This window comes from Trinickia mobilis (assembly GCF_017315705.1).
GTDB classification, from domain to species: domain Bacteria; phylum Pseudomonadota; class Gammaproteobacteria; order Burkholderiales; family Burkholderiaceae; genus Trinickia_A; species Trinickia_A mobilis.
On record NZ_JAFLRF010000057.1, the window covers coordinates 1 to 19,339 of the forward strand.

General features: G+C 59.3%; 13 protein-coding genes and 1 pseudogene. 7 read left to right on the forward strand and 7 right to left on the reverse strand.

Annotated features, from left to right (window positions below; translation table 11 throughout):
- Positions 1-104 precede the first annotated feature (104 nt).
- Complete coding sequence (gene prpB / locus J3489_RS34050; protein ID WP_207005216.1) at positions 105-998, reverse strand: methylisocitrate lyase; 894 nt, start codon at positions 996-998, stop codon at positions 105-107.
- Between the two features lie 200 nt (positions 999-1,198).
- Between prpB and prpR the strand changes: the two genes are divergently transcribed.
- The gene (gene prpR, locus J3489_RS34055) at positions 1,199-3,190 is read left to right on the forward strand and encodes a propionate catabolism operon regulatory protein PrpR (protein WP_207005240.1); all 1,992 of its coding nucleotides are present in this window, start codon (positions 1,199-1,201) and stop codon (positions 3,188-3,190) included.
- 77 nt (positions 3,191-3,267) lie between these two features.
- Here prpR and J3489_RS34060 read toward each other — a convergent pair whose 3' ends face one another.
- On the reverse strand, positions 3,268-4,482 hold the full coding sequence (locus tag J3489_RS34060; protein WP_207005217.1) for an MFS transporter: 1,215 nt from the start codon (positions 4,480-4,482) through the stop codon (positions 3,268-3,270).
- Between the two features lie 296 nt (positions 4,483-4,778).
- Complete coding sequence (locus J3489_RS34065; RefSeq protein WP_207005218.1) at positions 4,779-5,684, reverse strand: LysR family transcriptional regulator; 906 nt, start codon at positions 5,682-5,684, stop codon at positions 4,779-4,781.
- Positions 5,685-5,836: 152 nt separating this feature from the next.
- On the opposite strand from J3489_RS34065, the gene J3489_RS34070 reads away from it, so the two are divergent.
- Positions 5,837-6,409 carry a carboxymuconolactone decarboxylase family protein gene (locus J3489_RS34070; protein ID WP_207005219.1) on the forward strand — a complete coding sequence of 191 codons (573 nt, stop codon included), beginning with the start codon at positions 5,837-5,839 and terminating at the stop codon, positions 6,407-6,409.
- 66 nt (positions 6,410-6,475) lie between these two features.
- Positions 6,476-7,267 carry a TauD/TfdA dioxygenase family protein gene (locus J3489_RS34075; protein WP_207005220.1) on the forward strand — a complete coding sequence of 264 codons (792 nt, stop codon included), beginning with the start codon at positions 6,476-6,478 and terminating at the stop codon, positions 7,265-7,267.
- On the opposite strand, the gene J3489_RS34080 is transcribed toward J3489_RS34075, so the two are convergent.
- Positions 7,256-8,266 (reverse strand): LysR family transcriptional regulator, encoded by a 1,011-nt coding sequence (locus tag J3489_RS34080; protein WP_207005221.1) that lies wholly within the window; start codon positions 8,264-8,266, stop codon positions 7,256-7,258. The two genes, J3489_RS34075 and J3489_RS34080, sit on opposite strands and share 12 nt — an antisense overlap.
- Positions 8,267-9,207: 941 nt before the next feature.
- Here J3489_RS34080 and J3489_RS39035 point away from each other — a divergent pair.
- Both J3489_RS39035 and cynR read left to right on the forward strand, forming a co-directional pair.
- Positions 9,208-9,603 (forward strand): DUF3331 domain-containing protein, encoded by a 396-nt coding sequence (locus J3489_RS39035; protein WP_374193516.1) that lies wholly within the window; start codon positions 9,208-9,210, stop codon positions 9,601-9,603.
- Positions 9,604-9,716: 113 nt separating this feature from the next.
- The gene (gene cynR, locus J3489_RS34090) at positions 9,717-10,688 is read left to right on the forward strand and encodes a transcriptional regulator CynR (protein WP_207005223.1); all 972 of its coding nucleotides are present in this window, start codon (positions 9,717-9,719) and stop codon (positions 10,686-10,688) included.
- Here cynR and J3489_RS38130 read toward each other — a convergent pair.
- Positions 10,620-10,877 (reverse strand): annotated as a pseudogene (locus J3489_RS38130) (hypothetical protein); the annotation flags it as partial. The gene cynR and the pseudogene J3489_RS38130 sit on opposite strands and share 69 nt — an antisense overlap.
- A gap of 263 nt (positions 10,878-11,140) precedes the next feature.
- On the opposite strand from J3489_RS38130, the gene J3489_RS34095 reads away from it, so the two are divergent.
- A complete protein-coding gene (locus J3489_RS34095; RefSeq protein ID WP_242540535.1) occupies positions 11,141-11,503 on the forward strand; it encodes a response regulator transcription factor in 363 nt (120 codons plus the stop codon).
- Between the two features lie 20 nt (positions 11,504-11,523).
- Here J3489_RS34095 and J3489_RS34100 read toward each other — a convergent pair whose 3' ends face one another.
- Positions 11,524-12,195, reverse strand: a complete 672-nt coding sequence (locus tag J3489_RS34100; protein ID WP_207005225.1) for a response regulator transcription factor — start codon at positions 12,193-12,195, stop codon at positions 11,524-11,526.
- Positions 12,196-12,673: 478 nt separating this feature from the next.
- Here J3489_RS34100 and J3489_RS34105 point away from each other — a divergent pair, with 478 nt between their 5' ends.
- On the forward strand, positions 12,674-18,172 hold the full coding sequence (locus J3489_RS34105; RefSeq protein WP_242540536.1) for a trifunctional serine/threonine-protein kinase/ATP-binding protein/sensor histidine kinase: 5,499 nt from the start codon (positions 12,674-12,676) through the stop codon (positions 18,170-18,172).
- Positions 18,173-18,202: 30 nt separating this feature from the next.
- On the opposite strand, the gene J3489_RS34110 is transcribed toward J3489_RS34105, so the two are convergent.
- Complete coding sequence (locus J3489_RS34110) at positions 18,203-19,303, reverse strand: glutathione S-transferase family protein (RefSeq protein ID WP_207005227.1); 1,101 nt, start codon at positions 19,301-19,303, stop codon at positions 18,203-18,205.
- Between the last annotated feature and the right edge of the window lie 36 nt (positions 19,304-19,339).

The window sequence follows — 19,339 nt, forward strand, 5'->3', positions numbered from 1 at the left end:
TCACGCCCGAGAGCGCCACCGATTTCTTCGGCTTGAAGCCGGGCGTGCCTGCCGTGCTGTTGTCTGCTTCGCTCATCGTGTTGTCCTCCGGATTCAATGGGATGTCATTTCTTCGCCGCGAAGAGTGCATCGAGCTTATCTTCGTACGCGTAATAGCCGAGATACTTGTAGAGGTCCGCGCGCGTCTGCATCGTTTCGACGGCGGCCTTTTGCGTGCCGTCGCGCTTGACGGTCTCGTAGAAATTGAGCGCCGCCGCGTTCATCGCGCGATACGCGCCGCAACAGTAGAGCGCGATGTCGACGTTCGCGCTCTTCAGTTCTTCCGTCGTGAACAACGGCGTCGAGCCGAATTCGGTCAGATTCGCGAGGATCGGCACCTTGACCGCGGCCTTGAAGCGCCGGTAATCGTCGAGCGTCCCCATCGCTTCGGGGAAGATCATGTCCGCGCCCGCTTCGACATAGGCGACCGCGCGCTCGATCGCCGCGTCGAGTCCTTCGGCCGCCGCCGCATCGGTGCGCGCCATGATGACGAACTGGTCGTCGGTGCGCGCATCGACCGCCGCCTTCACGCGATCGACCATCTCGTCCTTCGGCACCACCTCTTTGCCGGGACGATGGCCGCAGCGCTTTTGCCCGACCTGGTCCTCGAGATGCACGGCCGCGACGCCCGCCTTGATGAATGAGCGGATCGTGCGCGCGATGTTGAACGCGCCGCCCCAGCCGGTGTCGATGTCGACGAGCAGCGGCAGCGGGCAGGCGTCGGTGATCCGGCGCGCGTCGATCAGCACGTCTTCCATCGCGCTGATGCCGAGATCGGGCACGCCGAGCGAGTTCGCGGCCACCCCGCCGCCGGACAGATAGACGGCCTTGAAGCCCGTGGCCTCCGCCATCTTGGCGGCGTATGCGGTGATGGCGCCGACCACCTGCAACGGATGTCCTTCAGCCACCGCGACCCGGAACTTCGCGCCGGCGCTAACTGGGTGTTGGGCTTTGCTCATTTCTCGCTCCCGTTAAATAACGGCATCAGTAACGCAGGAACTGGGCCAACCTCGCGTGAGGTGCTAAGTCACTGATTTGATGTTGAAACGAGTCGCTATCCTGAGGAATTGTGTTTCAAAAATGAATTTTTCGATTTCGATTTCGAAATCTCGAGTGCATAATGAAGAAACTCCGTGATCGCGTTGCAAGCCCGCCCCCGATGAATATTCCCCCGTCTGACCCGAGCCCGCGCCCCCGCCCCCGCATCTGGGCGATGGGCATCAGCCGCCTGCGCGACCTCTTTCTCGGCATCGCGAGCGAGTATGAAGGGCGGGCTGACGTGCGTGTCGTGTCACGCGGCTTTGAGGATGCAGCACATGAGATTGCCGCCGCGGGTGCGGAGCGTCCCGACGTTGTCGTCGCAGGAGGGTCGAACGGCGCGTATCTGAAGACCCGAGTCGCGGTCCCTGTCGTGCTGATCAATCCGACCGGTTTCGACGTGATGCATGCACTTGCACGGGCGCGGCGCGACACGACATCGGTGGCGCTCGTCACGCATGGCGATACCCCCGACGAAATGCGTCGATTCGCTGCGGCATTCAGCCTGGATGTCGTGTTCGCTTCGTATCAGTCCGCGCAGGACGCCGAGACTTGCGTGCTCGATCTGCGCGATCGGGGCATCGGCGCGGTCGTCGGTCCCGGGCTTGTAGCCGACCTCGCCGCCCGGGCGGGTATGAGCGCCGTATTTCTCTATTCGCGTGCGTCAGTGCGTGCCGCGTTCGAGACGGCGCTCGAGGTTGCACAAGCAACCCGCCAGGAAGCGGTGCGCCGCGAGCGACTCGACAACCTCCTGCAACATCTGCGCGACGGCGTCGTCGCGCTCGACGCTCACGGGCGAGTGGAAGCGATCAACCAACGGCTTGCTGCTGTGCTCGGCATCGACGCTGCGAAAGCCGTCGGCCAGCCGCTTCTTGAACTCGCCCCCGAGCTTGCCGGCGTGTTGCCGGACGCAGATGGCGATACGCTCGCCTCCGTCCGCGGCGTGAGCTACGTGGTGCACCGCGGGCCTCTTGCCGGAAGCGGCCCCGCGGCAGGCACGGTGCTGACGTTCCAGGAATCGCGCGCGGTCGAGCGGCTCGATCGCACACTGCGCTCGAGACAGCGCGCACCGCAGTTCACCGCGCGGTATCAACTTGAGGAACTCATTGGGGAATGCGCGTCGATGGAACGCGTTCGAACGTTGGTGCGGCGCTACGCGAAATCGGATGCGACCGTGCTGATTCTCGGCGAAAGTGGAACCGGCAAGGAAATGGTCGCGCAGAGCATGCATCGGCTGAGCGTACGCCGAGACTTTCCGTTCGTCGCGATTAATTGCGGCGCGTTTCCCGAGGCGCTGCTCGAGAGCGAGCTGTTCGGCTACGAGGAGGGCGCATTCACCGGCGCGCGCAAAGGCGGCAAGGCGGGGCTGATCGAAGCGGCGCATCGCGGCACGCTGTTCCTGGACGAGATCGGCGAGATGCCATTACCGCTGCAGAGCCGCCTGTTGCGCGTCCTGCAGGAACGCGAAGTGGTGCGGCTCGGTGCGACGGAGCCGACACGTGTGGACATTCGCGTGGTCGCCGCGACACACCGCGCTCTGAGCGATGGAATCGAAGCGGGCATGTTCCGTGCGGACTTGTATTACCGGTTGAACATCCTGAACATCGCGCTGCCTGCGTTGCGCGACCGTTCCACCGATCTGCTGCCGCTCGCCGCCGAACTGCTGTGGCAGGCAGCGTGCCGCGATCCGCGTCTAGCGGAGCAGATTCCTGATCGCGACGCGGCCGAGCGCCTACTCGTGAGCGTCGACGACGCGTTACGGCGCCATACGTGGCCAGGCAATGTGCGCGAACTGCAAAACGTGATTGAACGGATCGCGGTCGAGCTGGCCGATAGAGAAGTCGTCCGTGACGTGCCACGCAAAGACCGTCGATTGGTAGCGGCGCGGGCGCTCACGGACGACGAATTGCAAGCGATCGCGCCGGAAATCTTCGACGCGTCTTCGCGTGGCGATGACACGCCGATGACTTTGCGCGAACGCAGCCGCCACGTCGAGGCAGACGAAATCCGGGCGGTACTCGCCGCATGCAATGGCGATCGCGACGCTACGTGTCGGAAGCTCGGCATCAGCAAGACAACGTTGTGGCGAAGACTGAATACATCAGCGGCGTGATCGGAGCGAAGACAACGGCGCCTGGCTGTGTCGCGACAAGGGCGATGGGTCCGGGCTGTTGGGATGGCTGCGCTGGCTTAACTGCGACGCAGTGCCTGCGGGCGGCCGATGGCCAGAAAATGCACGAACGCGATGACCGGGAACACGGTGGCAGTGCTCGCTACCAGCGTCCAGCCGCCATGCTCGTACAAGACACTGGCGATCGCGGAGCCGATTGCGCCGCCGACGAAAATGCTTGTCATGTAGAGGGCGTTAAGACGGTTGCGACTTGCCGCGTGTAGGGCATAAATTTCGCGCTGCCCGACGACCATGTTCATCTGCACGGCGAAGTCGAGCACGATACCGGTGACAACGAGCCCGTAGACGCCCCAGGCAGGGTGCACAAGTGCGGGTGCAAAGGACAGGGCGCCAGCTATGAGCGCGATAAAGGTTGCTTGCGTCGAATGGCCCGCGTCAGCGAGGCGGCCTGCCACCGGCGCGGACGTGGCGCCGATCGCGCCAACCAGGGCAAAGAGCCCGATAGCGGATTGCGACAATCCATAGTGGCGTGTCAGTTCAATCGGCACTGCCGTCCAGAACAGGCTGAACGACGCGAATATCAACGCCTGATAGACCGAGCGGTGACGCAGCGCCGGCGTCGTACGGACGAGATGCAGCAACGAGCCGATGAGTTCGAAGTACGTGGCGCGATGACTGGGCTGATGCTCCGGAATCGTCAGCGCGAGGACGGCGGTGACGAGGGTCATTAGTCCAGCGGCGGCTGTGAATACGAAGCGCCAGCCAAAGTAACCGGCCACCACGCTCGAGAGCGGCCGTGACAGCAGAATACCGAGCAGGAGTCCACCCATGATCGTGCCGACCACACGTCCGCGAGAGTGGTCTGGCGCGAGATGCGCAGCGAGGGGAATCAGGATCTGGACTGCGACCGAGCTGAAACCAATCAGCAACGACATGGCGAGGAACCAGCCCGACGAGTGCATGACGGATGCCCCCGCAAGACTTGCGATCGACACGATGGCAGTGGCGATCATCAGCTTGCGGTTCTCGAGCAGATCGCCGAGCGGCACAATGAAGAACAGGCCCAGCGCATAGCCGATCTGCGTGAGCGAAACGATGAGGCTCGCGGTTCCGGCGGACATGCGCAGTGCCGGCGCAATCAACTCGGTGATGGGTTGTGCGTAATAGAGGTTGGCGGCGATCGCTCCGCAACTGAAGGCAAACAGGGCGATTAGCCCCTGTGTGAGCTGGGCCGAGTGCGGGCGTCCGGTGAGCGGGCGCGAGAGAGTAGACATGTTGGTTCCTTGAGCAATGAGATCACTTCAGACCTGAAGGTCTGGTCCAGTGTGCGGGACCTAGGCAAGACCATTTCCGTGACCCCGACTCCGGCGACGCGAGGTGTTGTCATCCGGCGTCGACTGTCGAAAGCTTAAGCATTCACCGCGTCGCGCAGAATATGGCCGCTGTGCAATCGTCCGTTGCACGCGGCGCAACGCCAGCCGGAACAGGTTGTAGCGAAGCGAAACGCGCTGCACGAAGCTGTCCAATCCATAGTCAGGGTAGGGTAGCGGCCGACGACGACACCCGGCGGTCACTCCTGCACGCCGATGAGCGATGTGATCAGATCGATAAATGCGTTGACTCGCTTCGATCCGCGCTGATTGGGCAGGTAAAGCGCGCTGACGACCGAGCGGGTGTCGTTGGGGTTGATATCGTAGCTTTCAAAAAGCTTCATCAGTTTGCCCGACTGGATGTCCGCATCGACCAGCCAGTCGGGTAACAGCGCAATGCCGGCGCCGTCCAGTACAGCTTCGCGCAGCACTTCGGTACTGTTGGACTTCATGCGCCCGGAAACGGCCACCTGCGTCGTGTCATCGAGGCGGGAAAATTTCCAGACCTGCTGCTCGTCGCCGTAGGAAAACCGCAGGCAATGGTGAGTCGCGAGTTCTCCCGGCAATGTCGGCGTTCCGTGAGCTGACAGATAGCCATGGCTGGCTACGACATAACGGCGAAACGCTCCCAGCCGCCTGGACACGACGTCCGCCGTGGGCGCCGCTTCTCCGAGCCGTATCGCGACGTCGATCCTTTCTGCGACGAGATCGACCATGTCGTCGCTCAGTCTCATATCCAGGTCCAGCTTCGGATAGCGCGAGAGGAAAGCCGCGATGTGCGGTGCGATTCGACGCGATCCGTAGGAGACCGGCACGGAGACGCGCAGCGGTCCGGATGGCTCGTCGCCGCGGTCGGCCACCAGCGAATCGGCGTCGGCCAGGTCGTCGAGCAGCTTCTTTGCCCGGAGGTAATAGACGGCGCCCGCATCGGACAGCGTCACCTGGCGGGTTGTCCGGTTCAGCAGGACGGTGCCCAAGGATCCTTCGAGCGCGTCCACAGATCGGACCACCGATGAGGCCGCCAGATCGAGGCGCCGCGCCGCGCTGGAAAATCCGCCGGCTTCAGCCACTTCCACGAACGCCCGGAGTGCGGAGAGTTTGTCCATGTCGTTGCCTTCTTCGCGATGAAGCTCTGCTTCCCGTCCGCATTCTACCCATGCGTGTCAGGAATGAACGTTATGCCGCAGGGCTGCCTTCTGCGGCGTCGGCGCCTCGCGTAGCATCTGCGCATCATCAATTTCACTCAGTGGAGCAGACGATGAGCGCCTTCAACTCGTACACCATCGAAACGGCCCCGGCCGCCTCAAAACCCGGCTTGGAAGACGCAAAAAAGACTTTCGGCTTCGTGCCGAACCTGCAGTCCCACATGGCCGAGTCTCCGGAGCTGCTTGCGGGCTACTCGGCATTGTGGGATCTCTTTTCGAAAAGCACGCTGACGCCGCACGAACAGCAGGTCGTCTATCTGACCTCGAACTTTGAGAACAACTGCCATTACTGCATGGCCGGCCATTCTGCTCTCGCGAAGATGATCAAGATGGACGCCGGCGTCATCGCGGCGCTGCGCGATGGCAAGCCTTTGCCTGACGCGAAGCTTGAAGCGCTGCACCGTTTCGCGACGATCGTCGTTCGCGAACGCGGGTTCGCGTCGGACGCCGATGTCGACGCGTTCCTCGCCGCCGGATATACGCGGCAAAACGTGCTCGAAGTTATCCTCGGCGTGGCAACGAAGGTCATGAGCAACTACACGAATCACATCGTTCATACCCAATACGACCCGTTCATGAAGGGGAACGAATGGACGAAGCCGGTCGGTGCAAGCGCGGCGGCTTGATCTGCATGAACAAAAAAAGCCGGGAGCGTGAGAGATCCGGCACGGATGTCACAATCGGAGGAAACGATGAAGATCAGCGCGATGAATACGAGCTTTGGCGCGCGGGTCGAAGAGGTCGATCTGGCTTCGTTGACGCAACGGGATACAGATCACTTGCGCACGGCACTTCTCGAGCATGGCTTGCTGGCCATCCGGAATCAGAAGCTCTCGCCCGCCGATCAGGTCGGGATGTCAGAGGTCTTTGGAGCGCTTGAGACGTTCCCCCCCGGCGAAGGCCAGTTGGCTGATTTTCCTCAAATTTTCCGCGTGGCTAGTCGTCCCTCCGACGGCCACACAAACGTGGGCCGCTACTGGCATTCCGACGGCTCGTTCCGTGCACAGGCGACGCCTATCTCGATCTGGTATCTGGTTGCACGACCGACCGATGGCGGCGAAACGCTGTTTACCGATCTGCGGGAAGCGTACAGGACCTTTCCGGACGACCGAAAGGCCTCGATCGAAGGCCTCATTACTCTCCATAGAAACGGAGTGGAACACCCGCTCGTCATCCGCCATCCCGCCACCCGCGACCCGTCGCTGTACTTCAATGTCGGCCTGACTCACGGCATCGTTGGCTACACGGACGAAGAGTTCATCGCCTTGCGGCACGACCTGAACGAGCACCTTTCTCGCGCAGGTGCTTCTTACGTGCATCACTGGCTCGAAGGCGATGTCGTCATCGCCGACAACTTTAGGGTTGCCCATCGCGCTACGCCGATCTCCATGGATCAGCATCGTATCCTCGATCGAACGACGATACGGGCAGACGGGGTGTACTGGAGAGATGGCTACTCGCGTGCCGACGCGTCAGAGCGGTGATGGAACGGAAGAAGAAGACGATCGATGTGGTCGACGAGGCAGAGGCTCCAGTGCCTCCTGGATAGGCGGCGCAATATAGCTGCTGCGTGGCTCCGCCGCCGCTCCCGACGCATTCGCATGCCCGAGCGTTTCCTGCACGAAGTTGAGAAAAGCACGTGTCTTTGCACTTGCCATCCGGCCAGCGGGAATGACTGCCCATAGTTCACACGGCGGGAGGTGCCAGTCCGTCAGTACGGTCATGACCCGACCGCTCTTCAATTCGGGGGAAAACCTCCACTCGGGCGCGATCGCTATACCCACATCAGCAAGAACTGCCTCGCGTACCCCTTCAAACGCACTCAACGACAGCCTGCCATTAAGGGAAACTGATAACTCAGTGTCGTTTCGTCGAAACGTCCACACACGCCCACCACCTTGCTGGCTATAGTTGATGAAGTGATGTTGGGTGAGTTCGCATGGCGTACAGGGGTTGCCGGCGCGCTCGAAATAGGCGGAGGAACCGACGACATACCGCGGTGCCTCTCCGAGCTTGCGTGCCGGCATATTTGAAATGCCGAGCGTTTCGGTCCGCAACCCGACGTCAATGCCTTCCTCGAGCAGGTCGACATTTCGATCGTCCAGAACGATATCAAGTGAAAGATTCGGGTACTTGTCGAGAAACCGCTCGAGCGCGGGCATGAGGTGCAATCGTGTAAACGTAACGTCTGCGCTTACGCGTACTCGCCCCGATAGGTGTGTGCTAGCTGCTCGCGCCACATGCTCCGCTTGCTCGACTTCCAGAATCACGCGCTTCGCCTGTTGGAAAAATGCTTCACCCGCGTCAGTGGGGGTCAAGCGGCGCGTCGATCGAAGCAGTAGCCGGACCGCGAAGCGTTCTTCCAATGTAGAGATTGCTTTCGATACAGTGGGCTGCCCCACGCCGAGCGAACGTGCAGCGAGGGAGAAGGAACCGGTTTCGATTACGCGCACGAAGGTTCCCAGTGCAGTCAATTGATCCACTATCTTTTCTCCTTCAGCGAGCAAACAGCGGGTGCAGAAGGGTATTGGCCGCCGGGACCAGCATGCGAGGGCATCGCTGCGATGTCCCCGGAGACGATCAATTGATCTATTTCGCCTTACGCACGGGCTGTGGAGCTGACCAGTCGCGGTCCATCATCAGGTCCGATAGTCCCGGTAGTCCCGGTAGTCCTGCAAAGAGGATATAAGCCGCGCATTGTGACGGCAACCATACATACGTATCGTGTCCATATAGCATCGTGTAATCAGTGAGCGGATGTGGCAGATGGCGGCCTGTCCTGAGAAAGATGGTCAGCTCGGTCCGAGTGGACCGAGCTGACCGGATATCGTCGGACCGATGGGATCGGCGCGCCAACCGGAGAGCGAGTGAATCTGGCGCAAAGCAGTGTTCCAAAGTACAGAGAGACGATACAAACGTATGTTGTTACCTCGCGATCCCGACGCTAACATCGAGTCATATGGAAATTGACGAGTTTTCTTCGGTGACCGTATCGAGCGGGCTGGTTCCGTGGGCCCGGTTATCCCGGCACTCGGCGCCGCGACGGCGAGTTGTACGCTCTTGCTGACAACGCATGTTGTGCTGGACACGTCCGGTATCACGTTGACGAGCGCAAATGGATTCCCAATCGCTTCAAGTTTGCTAGAGCAGTTCTGTTGAACAACGTGGCCTTGCTCGCGCCTTGAGTCGCACTTCCGATTGCATCTTTCAAGAGCCTTTGAGGCGCGCCTGCGGTCTACCCGAGCGCGAGTAACTGTCAAGGATCGAGTCAACGGAGTCAGTAATGAAAAAGCGGACAAGCATTTCGGCTTCCGTCGGTATTCGCGCGTCGGTAAGGATGCGAGGCGGTGGCGTCGCGTCAAATGACCTGCACAAAACGCCATTAACGGCGAGCGAGCCGGCTCTACGTTGGCGTCACATCACTATGGTGCTCGATGCGTGCAGCGGCGAAAACGCTATCGTAAATGATGCCCTGCTTCGAGCGCGAAACGGATGTCGGGGATACGCTCCTAAGGACTACTCCGGTCGCAACGCGAAGATTGAAATTATCGATCGTCCGACGCAGTCGACAATAGTGCTCTCATGGCGTGATCCGACCGGTTGCAGATACGGTTATCAGACGTGGCGCAAGGCGATAGCAAAACGACCCGGGATGTGCGCGATGAGCGGGGCGTCGATACGTCGGGGAGATATGATTTTTCGGCCTGGGATGAACGGCGGGAGACCCGCGAATGCCTCCGCCATGATCCTCGCAATCCATATCGATTCGCTTGGAATCGGGGCGTGTGCCGACGACGAGCAGCACTTTTTACAGGGATAACCCGATTTCATCTTGTGAATTAATGAGGACTACGACAGCCTGCATCCTACCCGCTCAGCCCGAAACTGCAACCGTTTCGACCACGCTATTTGCACCAGAACCACGGCAAAGCCATGAAAGGCAACTCGATCCTTCGGAACATCCGCTATCTGCTTTTACTCGCCGAGCATCGCAACTTTACGCGAGCTGCGGACGCGCTCCACGTGTCTCAATCAGCGTTGTCTCAAAAGATAAAACAACTCGAAGATGATCTGGGTGTGCAACTGTTCGACCGCAGCGGAAGGGTGGTGCGTCTCACTGATTTTGGAACAACGTACCTTAGGTATGCCCGCCGCGCATTCCGGGACCTGGAGATGGCGCAGCGTGCGCTGCAGGACGTGCAGGATTTGTCGCAAGGAGAGTTGCGAGTGGCGTTCACGCCAACTTTTACCGAATACCTTGTTGCGCCCGTTATCGAGCACTTTCACTCGATGTATCCCGGTATCGTCATCGAGCTGTTGGAGATGTCCCTCGATGAAGCTGAAAATGAGCTCACAGACGATCAAGTGGATCTTGCGTTCGGATTTATCGACGTCCAGTCAGACGAAATCGAAGTGGAGCCGCTGTTCCCGGAGCGTCTGATGCTTGCGGTCGGAGATGCTCATCCGCTGATGGCCCAGGGAACACCAGTGACTCCGCAACAGCTCGCCGAGACACCGCTCGCCCTGCTCACAAAAGGCTTCATCTCACGATATTACGTGGACAGCTATTTCGAGATTTATAAAATTAATCCCACCGTTGTGCTGCGGGCGAATTCAATCAGCGCAGTTCTCAAGATTGTGAGCAGAGGGCAGATCGCGACAATTTTGCCGAACACTATAGAGTTCGAACACCGAAACATCCGCCATCTCGCATTGAATCCGCCATTTCCGTTGCGCACGGTCGCGCTGCTCAGGCGCAAGCGCGCTTATCGAAGTCTTGCATCGACTGCGTTCGAGTCGGCCATCAAGGGTATGCTAACCAACGGAAGCCTTTCTTCACTGCGTACCTTCACGGAGGATTGGTGCGCGGGACAGCTCGAAGATATGCCGCAACCATCCAATTGACATGAGCTGGACTTGGTGTATTTCAGCAAGCCGCAAAAGCGCCCATTCGCCGCGCCGAAGCAGATGCACCTCGACCGGCCGGCGGTCTTTTTCGCTGACTTTTCGGCTGACCGGTTCCGATGCTTCGCAGCGCGACACCAACGCTACGACACTATGATGCTGCGCACAGAGTCGCTCCGCGAGCTCACCGCTTTTTCGGGGGGATTACCGACCGTTCTCCGATAAATGCTCCTGCCTAGCCAGGACACGAACGTGGATTCGATATGTGCGTTCGCACCAACGAAGATCCAAGTGTGGAGTCCATTCGACACGATTATTCCCTCGCAGAGGTTATACGCACGTATAGTCACAAAAGGTTTTCCAGTAGATATTCTTCAAGATGCAGCGCAGACGAGCGCACACTCGCCACTAGTCCATTGAAGGGAAAAATTGGGGGCGCTAACGTGCAGACTATGAGCGTTGTGTCGATTGTGGACGATGACGAAGACGTTCGGCTTGCGCTGGAAAGCTTCGTCGAATCTATGGGGTGGCGAGCTCGCTTATATGAGTCCGCTGAACAGTTCCTCGATTCCGGAGGCGCAGAAGATACCGCTTGCCTCATCTGTGACGTGCGCATGCCGGGATTGACCGGCATCGAAATGCACGAGCGTCTCGTTGCCCGAGGTATCGCACCACCGACGATTTTTATCACCGCATACCCAACTGCAGCTCTACAGTCAAAAGTGGCGAGCAACGGTGGGCTTGTGTTGCTGGGGAAACCATTCTCGATCGCGGTCGTGGGGCACTGGCTTTCGGTCGCGCTCGGCAGCCCGTAGACGGCGCGGCGTGCGCCTGGCTAGCGTGTTTGAAACTGAGGCGACTTGATGCGGAGCGCGTCTGCCTTCCGGACGAGATCTGCGACGGACGTTGAACACATTTTCCTCATCATTTGTCCGCGGTGCACCTTCACGGTGATTTCGCTGAGCCCCATCTCTGCGGCGATCTGCTTATTCATCAGTCCGGCCACCACAAATCCCATAACCTCGTGCTCTCGTTGAGTCAGGGAATCGTAGGCCGCCCGCAGCGACGCGAGGGATTCCTCGGCTGCCAGTCGTTCCTTGTCGCGTGTGAGTGCGTGAACGATCGCTTCCAGCATCTCCTGGTCGCGAAACGGCTTGGGAAAGAAGTCCGCTGCACCGGCCTTCATCGCCTTCACTGACATTTCTATGTCGCCATATCCGGTCATGAACAGGATCGGCATGTGCATGCCGCTCTTCGCCACTTCCTGCTGGAACGCCAGACCACTCTCGCCGCGCAGCCTGACGTCGAGAATCAGGCAACTAGCCACATTACTGCGCTTGGGAAATGCAAGAAATTCCTTTGGTGACGCGAATGTTTCCGCACGAATGCCGACGGTGCATAGTAGGTCTTTGAGTGCTTCCTGCATCGATTCGTCGTCGTCGATGATGTACACGATCGAAGTCTCACTCGCGTCGCCCGCAGTTGTCGAAAGTGATCGAGGAAGCATTTCAGTACCTCTTTGACCGTTAGAGCATTGCCGTTAGGCTGCTATGAAAGCATTGCATCGCCGGAGCTCTGCTCGCCGCGAGCAGATTCCTTTGTCTCGTCGACTGCAGATAATTATAGGTTGTCTCAGGGCGACGAAGGGCGGGTCGACGTTCGCCCAAATGGCGTGGACTTCCCTTGGTCGGAGTAGGGCAATATGATATGAAGGGACGTTGAGAGGGCATCCTGTCTTAGGGGGCGGATCGCGCTGGAATCAGGCATCTTAGACCAGGTCCCTGTGGCGGTATGATGGACGAAGCATATACTCGTTCACCGCATTTGCACATGTTGCTGTAAGCGGACGGCAGCCATCTGCAATTACTTTTGGAGTGCACCTCGCCAAAGTCAGGTAGACGACCACGGGCGTCCGCTTTTAAGTCGAATGGTAGCGGTGGCCCAACGGCAGGGCGCGTCGGGTCAACCCACATAGGACGATGCCGATGGGTAACAGTCTCCAGGTCTTGTCGGACGATGGCGAGCGCGTCCTCTATCGAGAGCGTCGCCGGGGCGATGAGTGCGGCAGCACCGTACTGGTAGCTAGGGCCGCCGCCGAACATCCCGCCCCCGCCAGCGAGGATCGTCTCGCGCACGAATTCAGGCTGAAGGATGAACTCGGCGGCGCGTGGGCAGTGCGGCCGCTAGAACTGGTCCGTGAAGGCGGCCACATGATGCTCGTGCTCGAGGACCCCGGCGGCGAGCCGCTTGACCGCTATCTCGGCCGGCCGATGGAGGTGCGTACATTTCTGCATTTGGCCATCGGATTATCTTTCGCCCTTGATCGACTGCACGAACGCGGCTTCATTCACAAGGACATCAAGCCGGCCAATGTGCTGGTAAACCCCGCGACCGATGAGGTCTGGCTAACCGGTTTCGGCATCGCGTCGCGTCTTCCGCGGGAACGCCAGGTGCCTCAGCCTCCGGCGTTCATAGCGGGCACGTTGGCCTACATGGCCCCCGAACAGACCGGGCGCATGAACCGCTCGGTCGATTCGCGGAGCGATCTTTATTCGCTCGGGGTCACGTTTTACGAAATGCTTACGGGGAAACTCCCCTTTACGGCCGCCGATCCCATGGAGTGGGTGCATTGCCATATCGCGCGGCAGCCTGTTTCGCCCAGCGAGATGATCGCTCACGTACCCGAGCCACTCTCGGCGATCGTCATGAAGCTGCTCGCCAAGACCGCCGAGGCGCGCTACCAGACTGCCGCCGGCGTCGAGGCTGACCTTCGCAAATGCCTCACGGCATGGGAGTCGTCAGGCCGGATCGACCCATTCTCCCTCGGCACCCAGGGAGTGTCTGACCGCCTGATGATCCCGGAGCGTTTGTATGGGCGGCAGTGCGAGATCGAAATGCTGCTCACTGCATTCGACCGGGTCGTGACCCATGGCACAGTCGAACTCGTGCTCGTGTCCGGCTACTCCGGCATCGGCAAATCCTCAGTGGTAAGCGAGCTCCACAGGGTCCTCACCCCGTCGCACGGCTTGTTCGCATCGGGCAAATTCGAACAGTACAAGCGCGACATTCCCTATGCCATCCTGACCCAAGCGTTTCAGAGCCTTGTGCGACCGCTTCTGAATCTGGGAGAGAGCGAACTTGGCCAATGGCGAAACGCGTTGCGCGAGGCACTTGGCCCTAACGGTCAACTTATCGTCAATCTGGTTCATGACCTGGAACTCGTCATAGGACCGCAGCCGCCGGTCCCGGACCTACCGCCGCAGGACACACAAAACCGCTTCCAGCTGGTTTTTCGGCGCTTCGTCGGCGTCTTCGCGCGGCGGGAGCACCCTCTTGTCCTGTTTCTTGACGACTTGCAATGGCTGGATAAAGCGTCGCTTGACCTCCTCGAGCACGTGATTACGCATCCTGATGTGACGCATCTGCTGCTGGTCGTCGCTTATCGCGACAACGAGGTCAATCCCGCACAGCCGCTCATGCAAACCATACATGCGATCCGGGAGACCGGTGTGCGAGTCAACGACATCGTGCTGGCCCCTCTCGTGCTCGACGATGTCTGCCAGCTCGTCGCCGACACACTCCGCTGTGAACCTATGGACTGCAGACTATTGACGGAATTAGTTCAAGATAAGACGGGTGGCAATCCGTTCTTCGTCAATCAGTTTCTTATCACGTTGGCGGAGGAGGGATTGCTCGTATACGACGCAGTTCGGCAAGCGTGGCTATGGGACATGGAAAAGATACGCGCCAAGAGCTACACCGACAACGTCGTAGCTCTCATGATCGGTAAGCTAAAGCGGATATCCGCCACCACACAGAAGGCCCTGATACGGCTCGCTTGCCTGGGGAACTTCGCATCGGTTGCGACGTTGCTTCGGGTTCAAGAGGCGCCGGAGGAGACCATCCATGAGGCACTTTGGGAAGCGGTTCGCGCTGGCCTCATCATTTACCAGGACGGCGCTTACAAATTTCTTCACGACCGTATCCATCAGTCAGCTTATTCACTGATAGCGGAAGAGCGCCTTCCAGAACTCCACCTCAGGATAGGGCGCGCGCTGCTGGCGAACATTACGATCGGGGAGCTTGACGACCATCTATTCGAAGTCGCTAACCAGCTCAATCGTGGCGCCGCATCGTTGACCGACGGCAACGAGAAATTCCAAGTGGCCACGATCAACCTGCGTGCCGGGCGAAAGGCCAAGGGGTCGGCGGCTTATGCGTCCGCGAGCGCTTATCTCGCGGCCGGCATGGCTCTGCTCGGTGAGAACGGCTGGGCCGGCCATCATAAGCTGATGTTCAGCCTCTGGCTCGAAAGCGCCGAGTGCGAGTTTTTGACCGGTAACCTCGGCAAAGCCGAGCAGCTGATTGGGGAGTTGCTGCAGCACGGGGAGTCGAAGATCGACCTGGCAGCTGTCTATCACCTGAAGGTTGAATTGCATGTCGTCAAGGGGGAATACCCGCAAGGCGTCGACAGCGCACTCACGTGCCTGGGTCTCTTCGGCATCCACATCCCGGCGCACCCGAGCGCAGCGCAACTCCAGTCCGAATACGACACGGTCTGGCGCAATCTCGATGGCCGGCCGATCGAGAGCTTTATCGACCTGCCGCTGATGGTCGACGACGAATTGCAGGCTGCCATAGAAATACTCGCGGCGCTGCATACCTCCGCCTTGTTCACTGACGCTAACCTGTATTGCTTGCTGCAGTGCCGCTTGGTGAATCTCAGCATGGTATACGGGATGAGCGGCGCGTGCGCGCGTGGCTATGCTGCCCTCGGGCATCTCTTAGGGATGGCTTTTCACCGTTACGAAGACGGATATCGGTTCGTCAAGCTCTCGTGCGATCTGATCGAAAAACACGGGTATATCGCCTATAAAGCAAAGGCCTACTACCTGATGGCAGCCTGCGTTTTCTGGACGCGACCCATCTCGGATGTGCTGGAATTTCACCGCGAGTCTTTTCGCATCGCAAACGAGACGGGGGACCCGGCTTACGCTTGCTACAGCTTATATTTGTCCTTCATGGACCTTCTCTTGCGGAACGATCCGCTAGACGCGGTATGGCGTGAGTCGGAGAGGGGTTTGGCCTTCGTGACGAAATCGGGATTTCGCGACATCGCGGACATTATTGTGATTCAGCGGCGCTTCATCGCCACTATGCAAGGCCGGACAGCGGCGTTTTCCACGTTTAGCGGCGGGGAATTCGACGAAGCGGTTTTCGAGTCGCAGCTGACCGCGGACCGGATGCCTTTGCTGATCTGCTGGTACTGGATTATCAAACTGAAGGCGCGATTCCTGTCGGGGAACTACGCCGAAGCTCTGGCAGCCGCCAACAATGCCAAGTCGTTCCTTGGGGCAGGCGCCAATCAAATCCAGATGCTCGAGTATTGTTACTATGCCGCACTGACGATGGCGGCTTTGTACCAAAAGGCATCCGCCGAAAATCAGACGCTGTGGCGCGACATGTTGGCAAGGCACCAGGGAGATCTGCTCGAGTGGGCCAAAAATAATGCACCGACCTTTGGCGACAAGTACGCACTGGTGTCGGCCGAGATCGCCCGCATCGCAGGACGGGATGTCGAAGCCATGCGGCTATTTGAACAGGCCATTCAATCGGCTAACGACAACGGCTTCGTCCAGAACGAGGGCATGGCCCACGAGCTTGCCGCACGCTTCTATCTTGACCGCGGATCTACGACCGCAGGCCTCGCACATCTTAAAGAAGCACGCCACTGTTATGCCCGCTGGGGGGCCGCAGGTAAGATCCGCCAGATCGAACAGTTTCACGGAAATCTGAGCGACGAGCCAAGGCCGACACTTTTCACAACGGTCTTTGACGCCGCAGTCACACAACTCGATGTCGCCAGTGTGATCAAGGCATCGCAGGCCGTCTCTGGAGAAATCGAACACGGCAGACTTATCAAAACGCTCATGAGCATCGCGATCGAACATGCGGGTGCTGAGCGCGGGCTGCTTATTCTCATGCGGGGAGAAACGCTACGGATCGAAGCAAAGGCGCAATTTGACCAGAGGGCGGTTAAGGTCGAACTTCGGCAAGAAACGGCGATATCGGCCTCACTGCCCGACTCCATTCTCCAAAGCGTGATCCGAACGCAGCAGAGCGTGATCCTGGACGACGCCTCGGCACCGAATCCGTTTTCGGCAGATCAGTACCTTCATCAGGAGCACGCGCGCTCGGTGCTCTGTCTGCCACTGATGAAGCAGTCCAGGCTCGTCGGGCTGCTTTATCTCGAGAACAATCTGACACCGCACGTGTTCACACCCGCTCGGACTGCGGTGTTAGAGATCCTGGCGTCACAAGCGGCTATCTCCCTGGAGAACGCACGGCTCTACAACGACCTTCTGGAACGCGAAACGAAGATCCGGCGTCTCGTCGACGCCAACATTATTGGCATCTTCATCTGGGACACCGAAGGGCGGATCATCGATGCCAATGAAGCCTTCCTGCGCCTCTTGGGATACGACCGCAAGGATCTCATCTCGGGCCGCCCTCGCTGGCGGGAACTGACGCCGGCCGAATGGCGCGATGCCGACGACCGCAGAGAGGCGGAGCTGAAAGCGACCGGGATCGCTAGCCCCTATGAGAAAGAGTACTTTCAGAAAAACGGCAACCGGGTTCCCGTGCTAGTGGGTGCTGCGAGCTTCGAGGAGGGGCGGGACGAAGGCGTCGGCTTTGTGGTCGACCTCACCGATCGCAAGAGGGCCGATAGAGCAGCGCGAGAGAGCGAGCGGCGGTACCACGAGATAGAGATCGAATTGGCACATGCGAACCGTGTCGCGACGATGGGGCAACTGTCGGCCTCGATTGCCCACGAGGTCAACCAACCGATCGCGGCGGCCATCACCAACGCCGACGCTGCATTGCGCTGGATGAACGCTCAGCCGCCGAATATGGAAAAGGTCCGGCAGGCACTCGCTCGCATCGTCGCGAATGGTAAGCGAGCTGGCGATGTCATCACCCGGGTTCGTGCGCTTGTCACGAAGACGCCTCCCAGGAAAGATTCCGTTGAGATCAACGATTCGATCATTGAGGTCATTGCCCTGACTCATGGCGAAGCGATAAAGAACCACGTCTCGGTGCGGACGCAACTCATGGAAGCTTTACCACTTGTTGAAGGAGATCGCGTTCAATTGCAGCAGGTGATCCTGAACTTGATTATCAACGCCGTCGAAGCAATGGGCGACATCGACGAAGGACCGCGAGAGCTGTTTATCAGCACTGCTATCGTGCCGGAGGGCGTATTGGTCGAAGTACGGGATTCGGGTCCCGGTCTCACCCCGACGAGCATTGAGCATGTTTTCGACGCCTTCTACACGACCAAATCCAGCGGACTGGGGATGGGGCTATCGATTTGTCGGTCAATCATCGAAGCGCATGGAGGAAAAATATGGGTAACCTCCGGAGCGCCTCGGGGTGCCACCTTCCACTTCACCTTGTGTACGCACATCGGCAGCACGTCGTGAGTCGGGGTGTGCCGTCGGGTTCAAGCTCGCTCATCTGTCTACCACCAGCCGATGATTGTGGTGCCGCACCGGATGCCGTACCACCTTGTCGAGCTTGATATCCGCCCCGATGCGCGCGAGCAGAAGGTTCATCTTGCGCTTTACTGTTTCCGGCGCGCGCTGGTAATAGAATAACGGCCTCTGGAACATGTATTGAATGCACGTCCACACATTGCGCTTACCGGGTGCCTTGCCGATTGTGAAATCCTGAGTGCCGAGGAGCCGGGGAATCGGGCTCGAGTAATTCGCATCGATCCAGTCCGCCACGCGGTCGATCGTGTCACAGGCGACCGGAACGTATTCTGCGAACAGATGCCGCAGTAGCGGCATCAGTGTTTCCGGGACCTCGTCCTCGCTGAAATATTCACCGGGCCCCTTGGCGGGCGAATTCATGCGCAACACCCAACGCACGACGTTGGGGAAATCCCGCCGCAACAGCGCGGAGGAATAGAGATCGCGATACAAGTGGGCATATAGCGGCCCCATGAAGGCGAAATCCGCGGTCGACGGCCGCGAACCGAAGAGATAGTCATGGTCTTCGAAGTGTGCCTCGAGCCAGCCGAGAAGATTCTCCGTCCATCGCTCTATTTCGGGCGCCGTCTCCGGACTTATGCCCAGGGACGGCAAGCGATCACGGGCCCAGGCACAATTCTGCTCGCCGACGATCAATTGCTGGCTGGCCTGGGCCATCGGCTCGTACATGCGGCCGAATTCGGCCTTCAAATATTCATAGTTCGTCTCGGGAAACGCCCATCGGTAGTACATAGCCGGAATGCGCACCCAATCATGAGCGTAAGCCTCCACCAGAAGATTAGCGAAGTGCAGAATCGGCGTGGACGGATAGACGGAAACGAGCGGGAAACGTGTCTCCATCTCGTCGATAACGTCGGTCGAGTCTTGAAGCATATTGCCTTCCGGCATCCGCAGGACGGGCATCATTCGATAGCCGATCCGCGGGACGAGAAAGTTGTCGTAAACAGCATTGGACGCAACGACTTCCTGAAATGGGATGCCCTTGAAGATGAGGTACGACCTCACCTTAGCCGTATAGTTGGAAATCTGGGCGCCGTAGAGCGTATAGATGTCGTGCACGGTCACTTCCTCGTGATTTACTGGATCTGACTTCCA